This is a genomic window from Micrococcus sp. KBS0714 (assembly GCF_002008305.4).
GTDB classification, from domain to species: Bacteria; Actinomycetota; Actinomycetes; order Actinomycetales; family Micrococcaceae; genus Micrococcus; species Micrococcus luteus.
Window position 1 is genome coordinate 1,839,824 of the sequence record NZ_CP042169.1, and the last position, 21,407, is coordinate 1,861,230.

The following is a 21,407-nucleotide window of genomic DNA, read 5'->3' on the forward strand; positions in this document are numbered from 1 at the left end:
GCCGCCAGTCTACGGAAGCACGACGCCGGCCCAGCGCGGGCCGCGGCCGGTTACGACGGCCGAACGCAGCTCCTCGGCCTGGCCTCCGTCCTCGTCGGAGAAGTCGGTGACGATGCCGTCCTCGCCCTCCCCCGCCGAGGCCGCGGGGGCGTCCTCACCCCCGCGGGCCCGGACGATCTCGATGTCCAGCCACGAGGCGTCCGGGTCCTCGGGGAACCCGGCGAGGGACTCGGCCATGCCCCGGCCCCACTCGACGACGGTCACGGAGCGGTCCACGCTCGCGTCCAGGTCGAGGTCCGTGAGCTCCCCCGCCGAGCGCAGCCGGTACGCGTCCACGTGCACGAGGTCCGGGGTGCCCGCCGGGGCGTCGGCCGGGGCGGGGTGGACGCGGGAGAGGACGAACGTCGGCGAGACCACGCCGGAGGCCACGCCGAATCCGCTGGCCAGCCCCTGGGTGAAGGTCGTCTTGCCCGCGCCGAGGTCGCCCGTGAGGATCAGCACGTCGCCGGCGCGGAGCACCCCGGCGAGGGCGCGGCCGAACGCCCGGGTGCCGTCGGCGCCCTCGAGCGGGACCGTCGCCGTCAGCACGGGCTCGGGCAGGGTCGCGCCGGGGGCGGGGATCGCGTGGTCGCTCATGGGCGGGCCTCCTGGGTCGGCGTGGGGTCCACGTGCTGCCGGTCCACGCGGCCTCCGATGCGGGTCACCAGCTCGTAGTTGATCGTCCCGGCGGCCGCGGCCCACTCCTCCACCGGAATGCCGGAGGCCGGTCCGAACAGCTCGACGGCGTCGCCGGGCGCGTCCGCGGCGTCCGGGCCGAGGTCCACCACGAACTGGTCCATCGCGATGCGGCCCACCACGGGGACGGTCCGGCCGCCGACGTGGACGCGCGTGCCCTCGACGACGCGCGGGACGCCGTCGGCGTAGCCGAGGGGCACGAGCCCGAGGGTGGTGGGCTCCGCCGTAACGTGGCGGAACCCGTAGGACACGCCCTGCCCGGCGGGGACGGCCTTGACGTTGGCCAGGACGGTGACGAAGGACATGGCCGGGCGCAGTCCGAACTCGGCCGCGGTGACGTCCGCGAACGGGGAGAGCCCGTACAGGCCCAGGCCGACGCGCACCATGTCCAGGTGCGTGTCCGGCCGGGCGAGGGCGGCGGGCGTGTTGGCCAGGTGGCGCAGCAGCGGGTGGCCGAGCGTCTCGGCGGCCTCGGCGGCCATCCGTTCGAACCGCAGCAGCTGCGCCGTGGTCTCGGCGGCCCGGTCCGGCTCGTCCGCCACGCCGAGGTGGGAGAACACGCCCTCCACCCGCACGAGGCCCGCGGCCTCGAGCTCGGCGGCGCGCGCGACGAGCGCGGGCCACCGCTCGGGCGTGCAGCCGTGGCGGCCCAGGCCGGTGTCCGCCTTCAGATGCAGGTCCGCGCGGGCCTCGGGTCCGGCCCCGCCACGGGCCCGCAGCCCGCGGACGGCGTCGGCGACGGCGTCGAGGTCCCAGCCCGAGACGCCGAGGGTCACCTCCGCCTCCACCGCGGCGGCGAAGTCCGTGGCCCCGGTGTGCAGCCACGCGAGCACGGGCAGGCGCACCCCCGCCGCGCGCAGGGCCAGGGCCTCGCGCACGTGGGCCACGCCGAGCCGGTCCGCGCCGGCGGCCGCGGCGGCGCGGGCGACGGCCACCGCGCCGTGGCCGTAGGCGTCGGCCTTGACGACGGCGGTCAGCAGCGGCCGGCTTCCGTCGGGGCGGCGGATCCGCTCCTGCAGCACGCCCACGTTGTGCCGGACGGCCGCCAGGTCGATGCGTACGGCGCGCTCGGTGTCCGCCGGGGCCACGTCGGCGCGGCTCATCGGACGGCCTCCGGCTCGGCGTCGTCCGGCCACCACAGGCGCGCGACGCGCGCGCCCAGCGCGGCCGGCAGCGTGGCCGTGGTGATCCGCCCGGCGCGGGCCTGCTCGGCCCCGGCCTGGGCGTGCAGCCAGGCGGCGGCGGCCGCGAGCCGGGCCGTGGGCGCCGGGCCCGGATCCTCCCCGGCCCGGCGCGCCCGCGAGCGCCGCGCCACGTCCGCGGCCAGGACGGCGCCGATCGCCCCGGAGAGCACGTCGCCGGTCCCGCCCATCGCGAGGTCGGGGCCGCCGCCGGTCACGGCCCATGCCTCGCCGTCCGGGGCGACCACGAGGGTGCGCGGGCCCTTGAGCAGGACCGTGGCGCCGTGTTCGGCCGTCCACGCGCGGAGGGCGGCGAGCGGGTCGGCGGCGTCGGCGCCGTCCGCGGGGACGCGCTCGCGCAGCCGGGACCACTCCCCGGCGTGCGGCGTCAGGACCACGGGCGTGCCGGCCGCGCGCAGCGACCGCAGCTCGGCGGCGGTGACCAGGTCCAGGGCGGAGGCGTCGGCGAGCAGGGCCGCCTCCGGCCGCTCCTCAAGCGCGGCGAGGACGCCGGCCCAGCGCCGCCGCGCGTCGTGCTCGGTGTCCAGGCCGGGGCCGGCCACCCAGGCGTCCGCGCGCGACGGCTCGGGCCCCTCCGCCGAGACCAGCGCCTCGGGGTGGGCGGCGAGCACCAGGTCCCGGGTGGTCTGCGGGCCGGCGTGGTGCACCATGCCCGCGCCCGTGTGCAGCGCGCCCGCGCTCGCGAGCACGGCGGCCCCCGGGTAGCGCTCCGATCCGGCGACGACGGCCACCACGCCGCGCGTGTACTTGTGGGCCGCGGCCGCGGGGGCCGGGTGGGCGGCCCGTGCGGCGGCCTCGTCCATCACGCCCAGCCGCGCGGCCGGCGACGTCGGCAGGTGCGGTCCCAGCCCGATGTCCGCCACGTGCACGGTGCCCGCGCGGCCTGCCCCCTCCCCGAGGACGAGGCCGGACTTGAGGGCGCCGAACGTCACGGTCGCGGCCGCGCGGAGGGCCTCCCCCCGCACCTCGCCGGTGTCCGCGTCCACACCGGAGGGCACGTCGCACGCCAGCACGAGCGCCTCCGCCGGCAGCGCGCGCGCCGCGGCGGGCAGCTCATACTCGCCGGTGAAGCCTGTGCCGAGCACGCCGTCCACCACGAGCGCGGCCTCGGGCGGCACCGCGTCGGCGCGGCGTCCCCCGGCCGCTCGCAGCGCAGCCCAGCCCTCGGCGTGCCAGCGCGGGGCGCCGTCGTCGTCCCGGCGGACGGGCACGGCGACCGCGGCCACGCCCCGACGGCGCAGGAACGCGAGGGCGAACAGCGCGTCCCCGCCGTTGTTGCCGGGGCCGACGAGGGCGGCCACCGTCGTGCCGGCCACCGGGCCGCGCTCACGCAGCAGGGCCGCGGCGTGCTCGGCCAGGGCCCAGGCGGCGGCGCGCATCAGCTCCGGGCCGCGGCCGGCCGCGAGCAGGGGCTCCTCGGCCGTGCGCACGGCCGAGCCGGTCACGGCGATGCGGGTCAGGTCATCGGCGGTCATGCGGACTCCTCCTCGGCCGCGCGGCGTTCGGCGACCACGTAGGCGGTGGCGACGTCCCCGTCATGGCTGAGGGAGAGGTGCCAGTGGGTGATGCCCAGGGCCTCGGCCTGGGCCTGCACGGTGCCGGTCAGGTGCACGGTGGGGCGGCCGTCGCCGTGGTCCGGGCGCGGGATCCAGCAGTGGTGCCACATCATCCCGGGCGGGGCGCCCATGGCCTTGGCGATCGCCTCCTTGGCGGCGAAGCGCGCGGCCAGCGAGCGCAGCGGCAGGTCCCGCTCATCCTCGGTGAACAGGCGTGCGCGCAGCGCCGGGGTGCGCTCGAGCTGCGCCCGGAACCGCGGGACGTCCACCACGTCCACCCCCACGCCGACGATCACGCCGCCCCCGCCCGCCGGGCGCCCACGACGACGGCGCCGGCCTCGTCCCCGACGGGCTGCCCGCGCAGTCGCTTGGCCAGGTCGAGCGGCCACTGCAGCACGCCGGGCAGCTGCTGGTCGCAGCCCGGCGTGAGCATCGCCTTCCCGTAGGCCAGCACGCCGTAGACGCCGTGCTGCAGGCGGCCGAGCCGGTCGAAGCCGGCGTCGAACGCGTACAGGGACACACGGCCCTCCTCGGGGGTGAAGCACCGCTCCGCCAGCAGCCGCGCGCGCTCCACGTGCTGGTGGAAGGTGAGCACGCCCAGGTGGTGCAGGCCGAGCTCGCGCATGCGTTCGCCCGCGTGGATGACCTCGCCCTGGGTGGTCACCGGATCGGGCGCGAAGCACTCGACGGTGACGCCGGCCAGCCGCGGGTCGCGCTCCTCCGGGCCGCCGCACAGCTTCTCGTGCCCGTCCGGCCCCAGGTACGCGGAGACGAAGAGCCGGTCGGTGAGGCCGGACGCGGCGAGCTCGATCGCGGCGTCGTAGACGCGGGGCTGGCTGTAGAGGACGAGGAGGGCGTCCACACGCGGTGCGTCGTCCGGGTGCGGGTCCGTCACGGCGTGCGTGGCCCACCCCGCGCCGAAGGCCAGTGCCAGCGCCGCCAGGGTGGCCACGGTGGCGCAGAGGGCCCGCGCCCACCGCGGCAGGCCACGGCGGACGCGCCCCCGGTCGACCCGCTCGTTCATGCGCCCTCGGGCACCTGCCGCAGCACGACGGTGGAGCGGGCCGGGAGCTCAAGCACGTCCCCGGCACGCACGCGGGGGCGGGTGCCGTCCGGGGCGACGTGGGACGAGGTGTCCACGACGACCTCCCACTCCGCCGGGAACGTGGGCCCGGGCAGGGTGTACGGCACGGGCTCCCACCACGCGTTCATGAGGACGTAGAAGTCCCGGTAGGGCTCCTCCCCTTCCTCGTCCCCGCGGGTGAGCATGTGCCCGTTGAGGTAGAAGCCGATCGACCGGGCCTCGGCGCCCCAGTCGTCCTCCGTCTTGGCGGTCGCGTCCGGCTCGAGCCACACGATGTCCGGCAGGGGCGCCTCGACGTCGCGGGCCGCGGGGCGACCGTCGAAGTGGTGGCGACGGCGGAACACCGCGTGGTCACGGCGCAGCGCGATCAGGTCGCGGGTGAACGCCACGAGCGAGTCGTCCATGGCGGACCAGTCGATCCACGAGATCTCGTTGTCCTGGCAGTAGACGTTGTTGTTGCCGCCCTGGGTGCGGCCCAGCTCGTCGCCGTGGCTGATCATGGGCACGCCCTGGCTGATCAGCAGGGTGGCCAGGAAGTTGCGGCGCTGGCGGGCGCGGAGCGTCACGACCTCGGGGTCGTCGGTCTCCCCCTCCACGCCGCAGTTCCACGAGCGGTTGTGCGCCTCGCCGTCGTTGTTGTCCTCGCCGTTGGCCTCGTTGTGCTTCTCGTTATAGGAGACGAGGTCGCGCAGCGTGAAGCCGTCGTGGGCCGTGACGAAGTTCACGGACGCACCGGGGCCGCGCCCGTCCCCCTCATAGAGGTCGGCCGAGCCGGTCAGGCGGGTGGCGAACTCGCCGAGGGTGCCGGGCTCGCCGCGCCAGAAGTCGCGTACCGCGTCCCGGTACATGCCGTTCCACTCGGACCAGAGGCCGGGGAAGTTGCCCACCTGGTAGCCGCCCCAGCCCACGTCCCACGGCTCGGCGATGAGCTTGACGGTGCGCAGCACCGGGTCCTGGCGGACCACGTCGAAGAACCCGGAGAACATGTCCGGGCCCTGCTCCCCCTCCACCCGGGTGAGGGTGGTGGCCAGGTCGAACCGGAAGCCGTCCACGTGCATCTCGGTGACCCAGTAGCGCAGGGAGTCCATGACCAGCTGGAGGGCCTTGGGGCTGGAGAGGTCCACCGAGTTCCCGGTGCCCGTGTAGTCCATGTAGTGCCGCTCGTCGCCCTCGACGAGGTGGTAGTAGCCGGCGTTGTCCAGCCCGCGCAGGCTGAGCATGGGGCCCTTGTCGTTGCCCTCGGCCGTGTGGTTGTAGACCACGTCGAGGATCACCTCGAGACCAGCGGCGTGCAGGTCCTTCACCATCTGCTTGAACTCGCGGACCTGGCCGCCCACCTCCGAGGAGGAGGCGTAGGCGGCGTGCGGGGCGAAGAAGCCGAGCGTGTTGTAGCCCCAGTAGTTGCTCAGCCCCTTCTCCTGCAAGGTGGCGTCGTTGACGAACTGGTGCACGGGCATCAGCTCGACGGCGGTCACCCCGAGCTCGGTCAGGTGGCGGACCACCTCCGGGTGGGCCATGCCCGCGTAGGTGCCGCGCAGCTCCTCCGGGACGGCGGGGTGCAGCTTGGTCATGCCCTTGACGTGGGTCTCGTAGATCACCGTGTCCGTGAGCTCGACGGCGGGTGGGGCGTCATCGCCCCAGTCGAAGTCCTCGGCGACGACGACGCCGAGCATGCTCGTGCCCAGGTTGTCCGAGGTGTCGATGCGGTCCGGCTCGTCGAAGTCGTACGAGTGGTGCTGCTGGCCCCACTCGTAGTCGCCGGTGAACGCCCGCGCGTACGGGTCCACGAGGATCTTGGCCGGGTTGTGCCACAGGCCGCGGGCGGGGTCCCAGGGGCCGTGCACGCGGTAGCCGTAGCGCTGCCCGTGCCCGATGCCCGCCACGTGGGCGTGCCACGTGGTGCCGTGCCGCTCCTCGAGAGGGATGCGCGTCTCCGTGCCGTCGTCGGCGACGAGGCACAGCTCGACCGCCTCCACCTCGCGGGAGACCGCGAGGGCGAAGTTGGTGCCGGTCTCGTCCACGGTGGCCCCGAGGGGGTACGGCTGGCCGATCTCCACTGTGTGCATGACTCTCCGGGGTCTCGTCGTGCGGCCCGCCGGGTGCGGCGGGCCTCCTCGGGGAGTCTACTGGCGCGGGAGGACACCGTGCCGGGACGTCGATCCGCTCAGACGAGTCGGGCTCCGCGGGCGGCCATGTCCGCCACGGCACGGCGCGAGGCGGCTGCGCCGCCGCGTACCAGGCGGTCGCGGGAGGCCGGGGCGTCTGCGGCATTGACCACGAACGCGGTGCGCATCAGCGCCAGCTCCTTCGCGAACACCTCGTCCCAGCCCTCCTGCCAGTACGGCCGGCCGATGTAGGTGAACGCGAACGCACGCTCGCCGTCGCGGGAGCACAGGGCCAGGGAGACGGAGCCGAAGCCGGCGCCGTCGTGGCCGACCAGCACCTCGCCGGCGTGCTCCGGCGCCGGGTCCGCGACCAGGAACAGGCCGTAGCCGTAGCCGGCCTGGGTGGCCGGGCCGACGGGGGTGACCATGAGGTCCACGGTCTGCTGCGAGACCAGTTCGCCCCGCATGAGGGCCTGATAGAAGCGGGTGACGTCCGCGGCGGTGGTGTTCACCGCGGCGGCGGAGGCGAAGATCGACTGATCGATGGTCTCGAGGGCCTTGGCCTCGTGCGGACGCACGGCCGCGTCCTGCATCTCCGCGCCGCGGACGAGGGTGCCGTGCTCGAGGCGGGTGCGGTGCATGCCGGCGGGGCGGAAGACGCGGTCCCGGATGAGCTCGGGCATCCGGCGGCCGGTGACGGCCTCGACCATCATCTCCACCACCACATAGCCCGTGTTGGAGTAGCCGTAGTCGGTGCCGGGCTCGAACCACCAGTCGGCCTGCTTCGCCAGCTCGACGAGCTCACGCTGGCCGTAGGAGCGGGAGACGACGTCCGCGAGCTCGTCGAAGTCCAGCTCGAAGAGGGACTGGCCGCGCATGATCACCCAGATGGCGTCCGGCATGCCGGAGGTGTGGTTCAGGAGCATCGAGAGGGTGACCCGGTCCTCGACGTCGGGCCACAGGCCCGGGAGGACGCCACCGATCGTGGAGTCCAGGGACAGGGTGCCGCGCTCGACCTCCTGCAGGGCGACGGTGGCGACCATGCCCTTGGTGACCGAGGCGATCCGGGCCACCGAGTTCGCCCGCGCCGGGGCGTTCGCGTGCAGGCCGCGGGTGCCGGAGGCGGTGTCGAAGCGGCGGGCCGGACCCACCACGGAACAGACGGCGCCGACGGCGGGCCACTGCACGACGGCGTCGAGGGCGGCCTGGATCGCCCGCTCGTCCCGGCCACGGCCGGAGCGCGGGTTCGGACCCTGCGGGGCGGCGACGGCGGAGGAGGCGACGGCGGGGGGCAACACGAGGCCGGCGAGACCGGCGGCCATGCCCTGGGCGAACTGGCGGCGGGTGGGGCGCATCGAGGCGTCCTTTCGAGAAGTGTGACGGCGGTCACCCAGTCGGGTGTGGTCACACTCTAGCCCGCGCCGCCGCTGCGACGGGGACGGTCGCGGGTCGCAGGAGCCCGGACAGCGGACGGCGCCCGTCCCCGGAGAGGGGGCGGGCGCCGTCGTCGCTCAGTCGGAGCGCGTCACTCGACGGTGACGGACTTGGCGAGGTTGCGCGGCTGGTCGACGTCGTAGCCCTTCGCCGTGGCGAGCTCGAGGGCGAAGATCTGCAGCGGGACCGTGGTCAGCAGCGGCATGAGCATGGGCTGGGTCTCGGGGACCTCGAAGACGACCTCGGCCTGGGCGCGCACGGCCGCGTCGCCGCGCTCGGCGACGGCGAAGGTGCGGGCGCCGCGGGCGCGGACCTCCTGGATGTTCGAGACCACCTTGGCGTGCAGCGAGTGACGGTCCAGGGGCGAGGGCATGACCACGAAGACCGGCTGGCCGTCGTCGATCAGGGCGATCGGGCCGTGCTTGAGCTCGCCCGCGGCGAAGCCCTCGGCGTGGATGTACGCGAGCTCCTTGAGCTTGAGCGCGCCCTCCATGGCCACCGGGTAGCCGACGTTGCGGCCGAGGAACAGGACGGAGGTGGCGTCGGCCATCGAGCGGGCGAGCTCCTTGACCTGGTCCTTGCCGGCGAGGATCTCCTCGATCTTGCCGGGGATCGCCCCGAGGTCCGCCAGGATGTCCTTGATCTGGCCGCTGAACAGCTTCTTGTTCAGCTGGGCCAAGTACAGGCCCAGCAGGTAGGCGGCGGTGATCTGCGCCAGGAACGCCTTGGTGGAGGCGACGGCGATCTCGGGGCCGGCGTGCGTGTAGAGCACGGCGTCCGACTCGCGCGGGATCGTGGAGCCGTTGGTGTTGCAGATGGACACGGTGCGGGCGCCCTGCTCCTTGGCGTAACGGACCGCCATGAGGGTGTCCATGGTCTCGCCGGACTGGGAGATGGACACCACGAGGGTGTGCGGGTCGATGATCGGGTCGCGGTAGCGGAACTCGTGGGAAAGCTCCACCTCCACGGGGATCCGGCACCAGTGCTCGATGGCGTACTTGGCCACCGTGCCCGCGTAGGCGGACGTGCCGCACGCCAGGACGATGATCTTGTCGACGGCCTTGAGCTCCTCGGGGTCGATCCGCAGCTCGTCCAGCATCAGGGCGCCGGCGGCGTCCGTGCGGCCCAGCAGGGTGTCCTGCACGGCCTGGGGCTGGTCGTGGATCTCCTTCTCCATGAAGGTCTCGAAGCCGCCCTTCTCCGCGGCCGAGGCGTCCCAGTCCACGGTGAAGCGCTTGCCCTCGGCGGGGCCGCCCCGGAAGTCCGAGATCTCGACGGCGTCGGCCGTGATCGTCACGACCTGGTCCTGCTCGAGCTCGATGGCCTCGCGGGTGAAGTCGATGAAGCCTGAGACGTCCGAGCCGAGGAAGTTCTCCCCCTCGCCCAGGCCGACGACGAGCGGCGAGTTGCGGCGCGAGGCCACCACGCGGTCCGGGTGGTCCACGTGCACGGCCAGCAGGGTGAAGGCGCCCTCGAGGCGCTGGGAGGCCAACTGCATGGCGCGGGTCAGGTCCTGGCCGGCCGCGTTCCGGTAGACGTCCGCGAGGAGGTGGGCGGCCACCTCGGTGTCCGTCTCGGAGAGGAACTCGACGCCCTTGGCGAGCAGCTCCTCGCGCAGCTCGGCGTAGTTCTCGATGATGCCGTTGTGGATGAACGCCAGCCGGCCCTCGTCCGCCACATGCGGGTGGGCGTTGCGGTCGGTGGGGCCGCCGTGGGTGGCCCACCGGGTGTGGCCGATGCCGACGAGGCCGGTGGGGACGGGGTGCTCGGCGAGCTCCTCAGCGAGGTTGGCGAGCTTGCCCGCCTTCTTCCGGTGGTACAGCTGACCGCCGTCCACCACGGCCACACCGGCGGAGTCGTATCCGCGGTATTCGAGACGACGCAGGCCCTCCATCAGGACGTCGAGAGCGCCGTGCTCACGATCCGACTGGGGCTGGCCGATGTATCCGACGATTCCGCACATGCGCACGAGAATACCGGACCGGGCCCGACTTCGGCGCACGGCGGGCCGACTCACTCCGTCCGGGGCGAGAACCCCGCGGGGTTGGCCTCCTGCCAGGCCCAGAGGTCCCGCACCATCGCGGTCACATCGCGTCGGGCGTGCCAGCCCACCTCGGCGCCGATCGCGTCCACGGCGGCGCACGACTCGGCGATGTCCCCGGGCCGGCGCTCGACCACGCGGTAGGGGATGCGGCCGCCCGTGACCGCCTCGAAGGCGCGCACCATCTCGAACACGGTGACGCCCTCGCCCCGGCCGATGTTCCAGACCCGGGTCGTCGTACCGCCCCCGGCCGCCACCCGGGCCGCGAGCCATTCGAGCCCGGCCACGTGCGCCTCCGCGAGGTCCATCACGTGGATGAAGTCGCGCACGGCGCTGCCGTCGCGCGTGTCGAAGTCCGCGCCGAACACCCGCAGCTCGGGGTACGCGCCGGAGGCCACCCGCGCCACGAAGGGCATGAGGTTCGCCGGCACCCCGCTCGGGTCCTCCCCCAGCCGCCCGGAGGGATGCGCGCCGACCGGGTTGAAGTAGCGCAGCATCGCCAGCCCGCCGCCGTCGACCGTGGCGCAGACGTCGCGCAGCACCTGCTCCGCCATGAGCTTGGAGTGCCCGTAGGGCGAGACCGGGTCTGTGGCGGCGTCCTCGGCGACCGGCACCGGCGCGCGGTCGCCGTACACGGTCGCGGAGGAGGAGAACAGGACCGTGCGGGCGCCGGCCGCGAGCGCGGCCTCGGCGACGGCGGCCGTGCCGCCCACGTTCACGTCGTAGTAGGCGGCGGGGCGGGTCATCGACTCGGTGGGCGACTTCAGCCCGGCGAAGTGCACGAGTGCGGCCGGGCCGAAGTCCGCGAGCGCCCCGCGGTAGTCCTCGGGGCGGCGGATGTCGGCCACGTGCAGGCGCAGCCGCGACCCGCCCAGACGCGTTTCGGCGAGCTCGGCGACGCGCTCGAGCGACGTCGTCGTCGCCGTGACCAGGCTGTCCAGGACGAGGACGTCGTGGCCCGCCTCGAGCAGCGTGAGCACGGTGTGGGATCCGAGGTATCCGGCACCGCCGGTCACGAGAACGCGCATGGGCCGATCCTATCCGGGCCCTGTGACGTCACGCGGGGGCCCGCTCCGGGCGGGCCGCGGCCATAATGGATCGGGTGACCTACACCCCCCCGACCTCCGAGCTGCCCCTCGTGGGCCCCGAGGAGCCCGCGGACGCCGTGCCCGACGGCCACCAGCGCTCCCCCTTCGTGGAGCTGGACCGCCAGACCTGGGCCCGTCTCGCCTCGGAGATGGCGCAGCCCTTCGACCAGGCGGACGTGGAGCGTCTGCGCGGCCTCGGCGAGCATCTGTCCCTGCGCGAGGTTGCCGAGGTCTACCTTCCGCTCTCGCGCCTGCTGAGCATCAACGTGGAGGCCTCCGCGGCCCTGCGCAGCGCGACCAACGCGTTCCTCGGCGAGCGGACGGGGCGCACCCCGTACGTGATCGGGGTGGCCGGGTCGGTCGCCGTCGGCAAGTCGACGACGGCGCGTGTGCTCCAGGAGATGCTGCGCCGCTGGCCGACGACGCCGCGCGTCGAGCTGGTCACCACGGACGGCTTCCTGCACCCCAACGCGGTGCTGCACGAGCGCGGCATCATGTCCCGCAAGGGCTTCCCCGAGTCCTACGACCGCCGCGCGCTGCTGCGCTTCATGGCGGACGTCAAGTCCGGGGCGCAGGAGGTGCGCGCGCCCGTGTACTCGCACATCACCTACGACATCGTGCCGGGCGAGGAACAGGTGGTGCACCGTCCCGACGTGCTGATCGTGGAGGGACTCAACGTGCTGGCCCCGCCGCGCACCCGGGCCGACGGCACCGCCGGGCTCTCCGTCTCCGACTTCTTCGACTTCTCGGTGTACGTGGACGCGCGCGCGTCCTGGATCCGGTCCTGGTACATCGACCGGTTCATGGGTCTGCGCTCGGGGGCCTTCGCCGACCCGCGCAGCTACTTCCACCGGTACTCCTCCCTGTCGGACGCCGAGGCTCAGGCGACGGCCGAGTCCATCTGGGACTCCATCAACGGCCCGAACCTCGAGCAGAACGTGCGCCCGACCCGCGGGCGCGCCCGGCTGGTGCTCACGAAGAACGCGCAACACGAGGTGACCCGCGTGCTGCTGAGGAAGGTCTGATCCATGCGTCGCACCCTCCCTCTCGCCGCGCTGGCCGCGCTCGCGCTGCTCGTGGCCGGTTGCGGCACGCCCGCCGCGGGCCCGTCCTCGACGCCGACGACGCCGACGTCCGGCTCCGCGAGCGCGGCCGCGTCGTCCGGCGCCGCCTCGAGCACGGCGCCGTCGTCGGGCACGCACGCCGACCCGGCCACCCTCGACGTCGTCGTGAACAAGACCCGCCCCGTGGCCCCGCCCGACTGGGCGCCCTCGGATCTGGTGGCCGTGCCCGGCAGCGAGCTGCCCCTGCGGGCGGAGGCCGCGACGGCGGCCGGCGACCTGCTGGATGCCGCCGCGGCGGCGGGCCACCGCCTCACCACCCTGAGCGCCTACCGCTCGTACGACTACCAGGTCCGGACGTACGGCCACTGGGTCGACGAGCTGGGCCGCGCCGAGGCCGACCGCGTCTCGGCGCGTCCGGGGTACTCCGAGCACCAGACCGGCCTGGCCTGGGACGTGGGCGACGCCGCGACCCCCGCGTGTGACCTGGAAGCGTGCTTCGGCGACACCGCCGCGGGCCGCTGGGTGGCCGCGCACGCCGCCGAGTACGGGTTCGTCATCCGCTATCCCGTCGGGGCCGAGGACGTGACGGGCTTCGCCCACGAGCCCTGGCACCTGCGCTACGTCGGGTCCGCGGAGGCGGCCCGGGTCGAGGCGGCCGGCGGCGTCCTCGAGACCGCGTGGGGTCTGCCTCCGGCACCCGACTACGCGGACTGAGACGCACGACTCGCTCGACCCTGTACCGCGCCGCCTTCGTGACACGTAGGATTCTCCCCATGCTCCAGGGATTCAAAGACTTCATCATGAAGGGCAACGTCCTCGACCTTGCCGTCGCCGTCATCATCGGCGCCGCCTTCGGCAAGATCGTGAACGCGCTCGTCGAGGCGGTCCTCATGCCGCTCATCGCCGCCGCCGTGGGCTCGCCGAACTTCGACTCGTTCGCCGTGCTGACGGTGAACGGCAACGACGTGAAGTTCGGCGTGCTGCTCACCGCCATCGTCAACTTCCTGCTCATCGCCGCGGCCGTGTACTTCGCCATCGTGATGCCGATGAACAAGATGATCGAGGCCCGCAACCGCCGCCTCGGCATCGACCCCGCCGAGGAGGAGGTGCCCGCCGACGTCGCCGTGCTCACCGAGATCCGCGACCTGCTCGCCGAGCGCCGCGGCGGCCCCACCTCCGGGACCACCACCCTCTGATCTCCCCCTGTCCGACGCCGAAGGGCCCGGGACGACTCACGCGAGTCGCCCCGCGCCCTTCCTTCATGCCCTCGGCGGCACCGGGGCCGTGCCCTCAGGGCCGCGACGTCGTCCGGTCCGCGCTGGACCCGGCGTCCGGGGCGACCTCCGAGTCCTGCCGGTCCGGATCCAGGCACGGCAACCACTCCACGGGGGCGCTCTGCCGCGCACACACGGGCGCATCCACGGCGAGGAACGCGGCCGACCACAGGACCGCCAGCCCCGCGAGCAGCCCCGCGAACAGGGTCCAGCGGCGGGGCCGGGGGGCCGCGTCCGACGTCATCGGTCCGGTCAGTCGTGCAGGCGCAGCTCGCGCTGCACGACGTCGGCCAGCACCTGGGCCTCCCGGCCGGCGGTCTCCTCGTCCGGGGCCTCGACCATGACGCGCACGACCGGTTCCGTGCCCGACGGGCGCAGCAGCACGCGGCCGGTCTCGCCGAGGCGGGCCTCCGCCTCGGCCACCGCCGCCTGGACGGCCTCGTCCTCGGCGGCGCGGGACTTGTCCACGCCGCGCACGTTCACGAGGACCTGGGGCAGCCGGTCCATCACCGCGGCCAGCTCGGAGAGCGGGGTGCCGGTCTCGGCGACGCGGGAGGCGAGCTGCAGGCCGGTGAGGACCCCGTCGCCGGTGGTGGCGTGGTCCGAGAAGATCACGTGGCCGGACTGCTCGCCGCCGAGCGAGTAGTCGCCGAGCTTCATGCCGGCCAGGACGTAGCGGTCGCCCACCTGGGTCTCGACGAGCTGGACGCCCTCCCGGCCCATGGCCAGCTTCAGGCCCAGGTTGGACATGACGGTCACGACCAGGGTGTCATCCCGCAGGACGCCGCGGTCCTTGAGGGCCACGGCCATGACGCCCATGATCTGGTCGCCGTCGACGACCTCGCCGCGCTCGTCCACGGCGAGGCACCGGTCAGCGTCGCCGTCGTGCGCGATGCCCAGGTCCGCGCCGTGCTCGCGCACGGCCGCCTGGAGCTTCTCGAGGTGGGTGGAGCCGTAGCCGTCGTTGATGTTGAGCCCGTCCGGGGACGCGCCGATCACCACGACCTCCGCGCCGGCGGCGCGGAACGCCTCGGGCGAGCAGCCGGCGGCCGCGCCGTGTGCGCAGTCCAGGACGACCTTGAGCCCGTCCAGCCGGTGCGGGAGGGTCTGCAGGAGGTGGAGGACGTAGCGGTCCTCGGCATCCGCGAAGACGCGCACGCGGCCCACGTCCGCGCCCTGGGGCCGTCGCGGCGTCACGCCCTCGAGGTGGCGGATGATCTCGTCCTCCTGCGCGTCGGTCAGCTTCTCGCCGCCGCGCGCGAGGAACTTGATGCCGTTGTCCGGGGCCGGGTTGTGGGAGGCGGAGATCATCACGCCGAAGTCGGCGTCCAGGTCCCCCACGAGATAGGCGGCGGCGGGGGTCGGCAGCACGCCAGCGTCCCACACGTCCACGCCCGAGGACGCCAGGCCCGCCTGCACGGCGGCCGTGATGAACTCGCCGCTGATGCGCGGGTCCCGGGCCACGACGGCGACCGGGCGTCGGCCGGCGTCGAAGGCCTCCGCGCCGAGGACGGGCGAGGCGGCCTGGGCCAGCTGGACGGACAACTCCACGGTGAGGGTCTCGTTGGCCAGGCCACGGACGCCATCGGTTCCGAACAATCTCGACATGATCAGTCAGTGTAGGGGCCGCCCCTGCGGCCTGCATCACGGGAGGGTCACGAAACGGGCCGGGGGGCGGTAGCATCGGACCGGTCGAGCCCCCGCGGCCGCGCCCGTCCGCTCACATCCGCCCGGGAGGCCCCGCCCCGAACCCGAAGGACCTCGATCCATGCCCGACGTGACCCCGCCCCCGCCCTCCCGTTCCTGGACGCGCCGCAGCGTGCTGGGCGGCACGGGCCTGGCGATCGCCGCCGGCGTGGCCGGCTGCGGGCGTGATGAGCAGGCCGAGCAGAGCTCGGAGGGCGACGAGCAGGCCACCCGTCTGCCCGCCCCGGACATCATCACCACCGCGCAGTGGGGCGCCATGCAGCCCAACTACTACCTGCAGACCCTGAACGAGCGCCCCTCCTACCTGGTGATCCACCACACCACCACTCCCAACGTCACGGACGGCTCCCGGGAGGCGGCGGAGAGCATCGCGCAGGTGGTCCAGAACGCGCACATGGGCTCCGCGAACGACTGGGGCGACACCGGCCAGCACTTCACCGTCTCCCGCGGCGGCTTCGCGATGGAGGGCCGCCACGGCTCCCGGCACGCGCTCGAGGGCGGACAGACGTTCATGCTCGGCGTCCACGCGCTCGGTTTCAACGCGTATGCGCTCGGCATCGAGTGCGAGGGGCTGTACATGCTGAACCCGCCGCCGCAGAGCCTCTACGCCGGCCTGGTGCCGCTCGTCGCCTACATCTGCCAGCAGTACGAGCTGCCGCCGTCCCGCATCATCGGCCACCGCGACGTCACCGCCACCAGCTGCTGCGGCGACGCGTTCTACGCCAAGCTGCCGATCCTGCGCGAGGACGTCCGCCTCTCCCTGGCCTCGGGCGAGTACCACGTCTCGGAGGGCTTCGGGGCGGACAACCTCTTCGACGACGCACACGTCACCCCGGAGTACGTGGAGGAGGAGCGCGGCTGAACCCGCCCCCGCACACGACGGCGCCCCTCACCGGAAGGTGAGGGGCGCCGTCGTGTGCGGCCCGGTCAGCGCACGCGCGGGAACGATCCGCCCGAGACCTCGCCGTACTCGGCCAGCTCGTTGGCCGGGCCGCAGATCTGCGGGTCGGGGCGGTGGACGATGCGCTCGTCCTTGTCCGGGTAGGGCAGCGTGTGCAGCACGTGGCGGATGGCCTCGAGGCGGGCGCGCTTCTTGTCGTTCGACTTCACGACGGTCCACGGGGCGTCGGCCGTGTGCGTGTAGAAGAACATGGCCTCCTTCGCGTTCGTGTAGTCGTCCCACTTGTCCAGGGAGGCCAGGTCGGTGGGCGAGAGCTTCCAGCGACGCACGGGGTCGGTCTCCCGCGCGGCGAAGCGATTGAGCTGCTCACGCTGGGACACGGAGAACCAGAACTTGATGATGTGCACGCCGGAGTTGAGGAGCATGCGCTCCAGCTCAGGGGTCTCGCGCATGAACTCGAGGTGCTGGATGTAGCGCTGGAAGTACCACTGCGAGGCCTCCTCCTCCGTGGGCTTCTCCAGGGCCACGGTCCGGGCACCGCGGGGGTTGAGGTGCTCGTTGAAGCGCTTGATGGCGCCGCCCTTGCCGGCGGCGTCGCGACCCTCGAAGATGATCAGGACCTTCTGTCCTGTCTCCTTGACCCAGAGCTGCATCTTCAGCAGCTCGATCTGCAGCTCACGCTTGCGTCGCTCGTAGCTCTTGCGGCTGAGCTTGGTCTTGTACGGGTAGCCCTCACGCCAGGCCTGCGGGTCCGGGGTGGGGGTCTTCTTCTCCCCGCCGAGCTTGCGGCCCAGCTCCCGGATCTCGTCCACCTCGGCGGCGTAGTCACGGGTCACGGCGAAGGGGGCCTGCGCGGTGTGCTCCGTGCCGTGCTCGCCACGGGTGCGGGGGTCGGGCGTAGGACTCGTGTTCTCGGCCACGGCGGCTCCTGAGGGTGTCTTCGACCGGACCGCGCACCGGACGGGCGAGCGGCCCGTCATGGCGTCGTCGCCATGCGTCTTCATATTACCTCTGGGTCAGGTGCCGCCGGCCCACGGAGACGGCGGACGCCCCGCCCCGCTCGTGAGGAGCGGGACGGGGCGTCGGCGGGGGCACGGTGGGGACACCGTGCGGCGCAGGATCAGCGCTTCGAGAACTGCGAGGCCTTGCGGGCCTTCTTGAGGCCGGCCTTCTTGCGCTCGATGACGCGCGCGTCGCGGGTCAGGAAGCCGGCCTTCTTGAGCGCCGGGCGGTTGTGCTCGCGGTCGATCTCGTTGAGGGCGCGGGAGATGCCCAGGCGCAGCGCACCGGCCTGGCCGGAGGGGCCGCCGCCGTGGATGCGGGCGATCACGTCGTAGGCGCCGGTCAGCTCCAGCAGCGTGAAGGGGTCGGAGACCTCCTGCTGGTGCAGCTTGTTCGGGAAGTAGTTCTCCAGGGCGCGGCCGTTGATGGTCCACTGGCCGGAGCCGGGGACGAGGCGCACGCGGGCCACGGCCTCCTTGCGGCGGCCGACGGCGGAGCCGGGCACGGTCAGGGCCGGGCGCTCGGAGGCGGCGGGGGCCTCGGCGGTGGCGGTGGACTCAGAGGTGTAGCTCGTCAGCTCCACGTCGTCGTTCTCGTTGATGCTCATGGTTCTCCTCAGGGAAGGTCTGCGTCAGTGGCCCGCCGGGGTCACTGGGCGACCTGGCCGATCTCGAAGGTCTGGGGCTGCTGGGCGGTGTGCGGGTGCTCGGCGCCCTTGTACACCTTCAGCTTGGAGAGCTGCTGGGCGGCCAGCGAGTTCTTCGGGAGCATGCCCTTGACGGCCTTCTCCACGGCGCGGACCGGGTTGGTCTCGAGCAGCTCGGCGTAGGACTGCGACTTCAGGCCGCCCGGGTAGCCCGAGTGGCGGTAGGCGCGCTTCTTCTCGAGCTTGGCGCCGGTGAGGGCGACCTTCTCGGCGTTCACGATGATGACGTAGTCGCCCATGTCCATGTGGGGGGCGAACGTCGGCTTGTGCTTGCCGCGCAGGAGGGTGGCGGTGTGGGAGGCCAGGCGGCCGAGGACGACGTCGGTGGCATCGATGATGTGCCACTGACGGTCGGCGTCGCCAGGCTTGGGAGAGTACGTACGCACGTTGTCTGCCTTCAGGGTCGGTGGTGGTCCACAGCACCTGCCCGCCGGGTCGTGATTCCGGCGCGCTCGCGCTGTCAGTTCTCCGTGCGCGCCGGTCCCCCAGGTGAGGGCTGGAAGGCGTCCGGGCCCGATGCCCCGGGGGTGCGGCGCGAGCTGAAGGCCATGCAACTGAGCCACTCGCGGCACGACGCATCCGGGTGCGGGCATGCGCAACGTCCACCCATCCTACCGAACGCGGGCCCCGGAGCCAAAAGCCGCCACCGCGGGCCGCCCCGGCTCACAGGGTCCGCTTCGCCCGGGTGCCCTCGGCGCGCCGGTGCAGCTCCTCCGCCTCGTCGGGATAGCCGACGGCGAGCAGCGTCAGCCCCCCGGGCGGGGCGAGGCGCACCTCGGAGTCGCGGGCCGGCCTCGCCACCCGGTGCGCGAGCCAGCCGGGCTCGCGTGCCCCCTCCCCCACCTGGAGCAGCGCCCCGACGATCGCCCGGACCATGTTGTGGCAGAACGCGTCGGCCCGGATCCGGACGCGCACGACGCCGTCCTCATCGCGTCGCACCTCCAGGTGCTGGACTTCGCGGATGGTCGTGGCGCCCGCGCGGGGCCGGCAGAAGGACAGGAAGTCGTGCAGTCCGAGGACGGCGTCGGCCTCCAGCGCCATGAGGCGATCGTCCAGGGCGGCGCCGTGCCAGTGGGTGAAGCCCCGCGTGCGCGGATCACGCGCGGCGGGTGCGTCGTCGATCCGGTACTCGTACTCGCGCCACAGCGCGCTGAACCGCGCGTCGAAGCCCGCGGGGGCCCGCCGCGCCCCGTGCACGACGACGGCCCCGCCCCACCCGGAGAGCACCCCGCCGAGGCGTCGGATGAGGGAGGTGGCCGGCTCCAGGCCGGGCCGGCCGCGGGTCAGGCCCGCCCACTCCGTCTCGGTCAGGTCGAGGTGGACGACCTGGCCGCGCGCGTGCACCCCCGCGTCGGTGCGGCCGGCGACCACCGTGCGCACGGGCCGGCGCAGGATCCGCTCGAGCCCGTCCTCCAGCGCACCCTGGACCGAGTCGAGACCGGGCTGGCGGGCCCAGCCGTGGAAGGTGCCGCCGTCGTAGGCCAGGCCCAGGCGGACTCGCACGGACGGGGGTTCCCCGGGCGCCGTCGGGGCGTCCGGGCGGTGCTGCTCGCTCATGCTGCTCCTCTCAGCGGGGCGGGGCCGGGGACGGCGAAGGGCCGCCCACCGAGTGGTGGACGGCCCTTCGCCGATGCGTCGTCACGGGGACGGACGCGGACTCACGCGATGGCGTCAGGCCATCTTCTGGGCGGCCTCGCCACCGGCGGGCTCGAAGCCCGCGGCCTTGGCCTCCTCGACGGTGGAGAACCAGACCTCGGCGGTGGTCTGGTCATACCAGCGCGAGCCGGGGACGTGGTACTTCTTCGAGCTGGCGTTGCCCTTGATGGTGGCCTCGGCCGGAGCCGAGCCGTCCTCGGTGGTGGGCACGGCGCCGTCGATCTCGGCGGCGGTCTCCTGCGACTCGGCCACGGTGACCTCCTCGGTGGCGGCCGGGTCGACGGCCTCCACCGGGGTGGACTCGGCCGGGGCGGCCGGCGCGGACGCGGCGGCCTGCTCGGCCTCACGCACCACGGCCTGCTTGCCGGAGATCGGGTCCATGATCAGCTCGATCACGGCCATGGGCGCGTTGTCGCCATGGCGGTTGCCGATCTTGGTGATGCGGGTGTAGCCGCCGTTGCGCTCGGCCATCGCGGGGCCGATCACGGTGAACAGCTCGTGCACGACCGCCTTGTTGGTGCGGTTCTTGGCGGCGATGAGACCCTGCACCTTGCGGCGGGCCGGCAGATCGCCCTTCTTGGCGAAGGTGATCAGGCGCTCGGCGTAGGGGCGCAGGCGCTTGGCGCGGGTGAGCGTCGTGGTGATCGACTTGTGCTCGAACAGCTGGGCGGACATGTTCGCCAGCATGATGCGCTCGTGGGCCGGGCTGCCGCCCAGACGCGGACCCTTGGTGGGGGTAGGCATGGTGTTTCTCCTCGGGTGGGACCCTTCAGCCGGCTGCGGCGTCGGGTCGAAGATGTCAGGTGGTGCGGGATCGGCTCAGAAGTCCGAGAACGGGTCGTCGTCCATCTGGCGCGCGTGCGCCTGCGGGTCGTAGCCGGCCGGCGAGTCCTTGAGGGACAGGCCCAGCTCCTGGAGCTTCTCCTTGACCTCGTCGATGGACTTCGCGCCGAAGTTGCGGATGTCCATCAGGTCGGCCTCGGAACGGCCCACGAGCTCGCCCACGGTGTGGATGCCCTCGCGCTTGAGGCAGTTGTACGAGCGCACGGTGAGCTCGAGCTCCTCGATCGGCTGAGCCAGGTCGGCGGAGCCCTCGACGACATCGGGCTCATCGCCCAGGTCGATGCCCTCGGCCTCGACGTTGAGCGAGCGGGCCAGGCCGAACAGCTCGACCAGGGTGGAGCCGGCAGAGGCCACCGCGTCACGCGGCAGCATGTTCTCCTTGGTCTCCACGTCCAGGATCAGACGGTCGAAGTCGGTGCGCTGCTCCACACGGGTGGCCTCGACCTTGAAGGTCACCTTGAGGACCGGTGAGTAGATGGAGTCGACCGGGATGCGGCCGATCTCCGCATCCGCGGACTTGTTCTGGGCGGCGGTCACGTAGCCGCGACCGCGCTCGATGGTCAGCTCCATGTCGAACTTGCCCTTCGCGTTCAGGGTCGCGATGTGCAGGTCCGGGTTGTGGACCTCGACGCCGGCCGGCGCGGTGATGTCCGCGGCGGTGACGACGCCGGCCCCCTGCTTGCGCAGGTAGGCCACCACGGGCTCGTCGTTCTCCGAGGAGACGGAGAGCTTCTTGATGTTGAGGATGATCTCGGTGACATCCTCCTTGACTCCGTTGACGGTGCTGAACTCGTGCAGCACGCCGTCCACGCGGATGCTGGTCACGGCAGCACCGGGGATCGACGAGAGCAGAGTGCGGCGCAGGGAGTTGCCGAGGGTGTAGCCGAAGCCGGGCTCCAGGGGCTCGATGACGAACCGGGAACGACGGTCGGAGACGACCTCTTCGGTCAGCGTGGGGCGCTGTGCAATGAGCACGGACATTTCCTTTCGGCGAGCGTCCGCCATATGA

21 protein-coding genes are annotated in these 21,407 nt (G+C 73.2%); 4 read left to right on the forward strand and 17 right to left on the reverse strand.

The features are described from left to right. Positions 1–9: 9 nt before the first annotated feature. The 9 genes from tsaE to galE all read right to left on the reverse strand — a co-directional run bounded on the left by tsaE (position 10) and on the right by galE (position 11,185). Positions 10–636 (reverse strand): tRNA (adenosine(37)-N6)-threonylcarbamoyltransferase complex ATPase subunit type 1 TsaE, encoded by a 627-nt coding sequence (tsaE, locus tag B1A86_RS08345; RefSeq protein WP_078025915.1) that lies wholly within the window; start codon positions 634–636, stop codon positions 10–12. Then, positions 633–1,838, reverse strand: a complete 1,206-nt coding sequence (gene alr, locus B1A86_RS08350) for an alanine racemase (protein WP_078025916.1) — start codon at positions 1,836–1,838, stop codon at positions 633–635. The genes tsaE and alr overlap by 4 nt, the downstream gene beginning before the upstream one ends. Continuing rightward, entirely contained in the window at positions 1,835–3,412 is a 1,578-nt protein-coding gene (locus B1A86_RS08355) for an NAD(P)H-hydrate dehydratase (RefSeq protein WP_078025918.1), read from the reverse strand. Before B1A86_RS08355 ends, alr begins: the two co-directional genes overlap by 4 nt. Further along, a complete protein-coding gene (locus B1A86_RS08360; RefSeq protein ID WP_010080417.1) occupies positions 3,409–3,789 on the reverse strand; it encodes a holo-ACP synthase in 381 nt (126 codons plus the stop codon). The genes B1A86_RS08355 and B1A86_RS08360 overlap by 4 nt, the downstream gene beginning before the upstream one ends. Then, entirely contained in the window at positions 3,786–4,517 is a 732-nt protein-coding gene (locus B1A86_RS08365; protein ID WP_041103288.1) for a hypothetical protein, read from the reverse strand. Before B1A86_RS08365 ends, B1A86_RS08360 begins: the two co-directional genes overlap by 4 nt. Then, the gene (gene glgX / locus B1A86_RS08370) at positions 4,514–6,643 is read right to left on the reverse strand and encodes a glycogen debranching protein GlgX (RefSeq protein ID WP_036315853.1); all 2,130 of its coding nucleotides are present in this window, start codon (positions 6,641–6,643) and stop codon (positions 4,514–4,516) included. Before glgX ends, B1A86_RS08365 begins: the two co-directional genes overlap by 4 nt. A gap of 98 nt (positions 6,644–6,741) precedes the next feature. Continuing rightward, complete coding sequence (locus tag B1A86_RS08375; RefSeq protein ID WP_078025919.1) at positions 6,742–8,037, reverse strand: serine hydrolase; 1,296 nt, start codon at positions 8,035–8,037, stop codon at positions 6,742–6,744. A 170-nt stretch (positions 8,038–8,207) separates the two neighbouring features. After that, a complete protein-coding gene (glmS, locus tag B1A86_RS08380; RefSeq protein ID WP_078025920.1) occupies positions 8,208–10,079 on the reverse strand; it encodes a glutamine--fructose-6-phosphate transaminase (isomerizing) in 1,872 nt (623 codons plus the stop codon). A 50-nt stretch (positions 10,080–10,129) separates the two neighbouring features. After that, entirely contained in the window at positions 10,130–11,185 is a 1,056-nt protein-coding gene (gene galE, locus B1A86_RS08385; RefSeq protein ID WP_078025921.1) for a UDP-glucose 4-epimerase GalE, read from the reverse strand. Between the two features lie 74 nt (positions 11,186–11,259). Here galE and coaA point away from each other — a divergent pair, with 74 nt between their 5' ends. The 3 genes from coaA to mscL are packed head-to-tail and all read left to right on the forward strand — an operon-like array spanning position 11,260 to position 13,505. Beyond that, positions 11,260–12,270 (forward strand): type I pantothenate kinase, encoded by a 1,011-nt coding sequence (gene coaA, locus B1A86_RS08390; RefSeq protein ID WP_044659424.1) that lies wholly within the window; start codon positions 11,260–11,262, stop codon positions 12,268–12,270. Positions 12,271–12,273: 3 nt separating this feature from the next. Beyond that, positions 12,274–13,023: a D-alanyl-D-alanine carboxypeptidase family protein gene (locus B1A86_RS08395; RefSeq protein WP_210411796.1), complete on the forward strand. Its 750-nt coding sequence runs from the start codon at positions 12,274–12,276 to the stop codon at positions 13,021–13,023. 59 nt (positions 13,024–13,082) lie between these two features. Next, positions 13,083–13,505, forward strand: a complete 423-nt coding sequence (gene mscL, locus B1A86_RS08400; protein WP_060973416.1) for a large conductance mechanosensitive channel protein MscL — start codon at positions 13,083–13,085, stop codon at positions 13,503–13,505. Positions 13,506–13,599: 94 nt separating this feature from the next. Here the strand turns inward: mscL and B1A86_RS08405 are convergent, their stop codons facing one another. Next, positions 13,600–13,827 carry a hypothetical protein gene (locus tag B1A86_RS08405; protein ID WP_010080407.1) on the reverse strand — a complete coding sequence of 76 codons (228 nt, stop codon included), beginning with the start codon at positions 13,825–13,827 and terminating at the stop codon, positions 13,600–13,602. An 8-nt stretch (positions 13,828–13,835) separates the two neighbouring features. Next, positions 13,836–15,191 (reverse strand): phosphoglucosamine mutase, encoded by a 1,356-nt coding sequence (glmM, locus tag B1A86_RS08410; protein ID WP_176726097.1) that lies wholly within the window; start codon positions 15,189–15,191, stop codon positions 13,836–13,838. Positions 15,192–15,351: 160 nt separating this feature from the next. Between glmM and B1A86_RS08415 the strand changes: the two genes are divergently transcribed. Next, positions 15,352–16,152, forward strand: coding sequence for a peptidoglycan recognition family protein (locus B1A86_RS08415; protein WP_078025922.1), 801 nt, complete (start codon positions 15,352–15,354; stop codon positions 16,150–16,152). Between the two features lie 65 nt (positions 16,153–16,217). On the opposite strand, the gene B1A86_RS08420 is transcribed toward B1A86_RS08415, so the two are convergent. The 6 genes from B1A86_RS08420 to B1A86_RS08445 form a co-directional block, all read right to left on the reverse strand. Then, positions 16,218–17,111, reverse strand: a complete 894-nt coding sequence (locus tag B1A86_RS08420; protein WP_078025923.1) for a polyphosphate kinase 2 — start codon at positions 17,109–17,111, stop codon at positions 16,218–16,220. A gap of 200 nt (positions 17,112–17,311) precedes the next feature. After that, the gene (rpsI, locus tag B1A86_RS08425; RefSeq protein ID WP_036381561.1) at positions 17,312–17,800 is read right to left on the reverse strand and encodes a 30S ribosomal protein S9; all 489 of its coding nucleotides are present in this window, start codon (positions 17,798–17,800) and stop codon (positions 17,312–17,314) included. 41 nt (positions 17,801–17,841) lie between these two features. Further along, on the reverse strand, positions 17,842–18,285 hold the full coding sequence (gene rplM, locus B1A86_RS08430; protein WP_002857519.1) for a 50S ribosomal protein L13: 444 nt from the start codon (positions 18,283–18,285) through the stop codon (positions 17,842–17,844). Between the two features lie 277 nt (positions 18,286–18,562). After that, positions 18,563–19,456, reverse strand: a complete 894-nt coding sequence (truA, locus tag B1A86_RS08435; protein WP_078025924.1) for a tRNA pseudouridine(38-40) synthase TruA — start codon at positions 19,454–19,456, stop codon at positions 18,563–18,565. A 114-nt stretch (positions 19,457–19,570) separates the two neighbouring features. After that, a complete protein-coding gene (gene rplQ, locus B1A86_RS08440; protein WP_078025925.1) occupies positions 19,571–20,299 on the reverse strand; it encodes a 50S ribosomal protein L17 in 729 nt (242 codons plus the stop codon). A 75-nt stretch (positions 20,300–20,374) separates the two neighbouring features. Next, the gene (locus B1A86_RS08445; protein WP_078025964.1) at positions 20,375–21,373 is read right to left on the reverse strand and encodes a DNA-directed RNA polymerase subunit alpha; all 999 of its coding nucleotides are present in this window, start codon (positions 21,371–21,373) and stop codon (positions 20,375–20,377) included. Between the last annotated feature and the right edge of the window lie 34 nt (positions 21,374–21,407).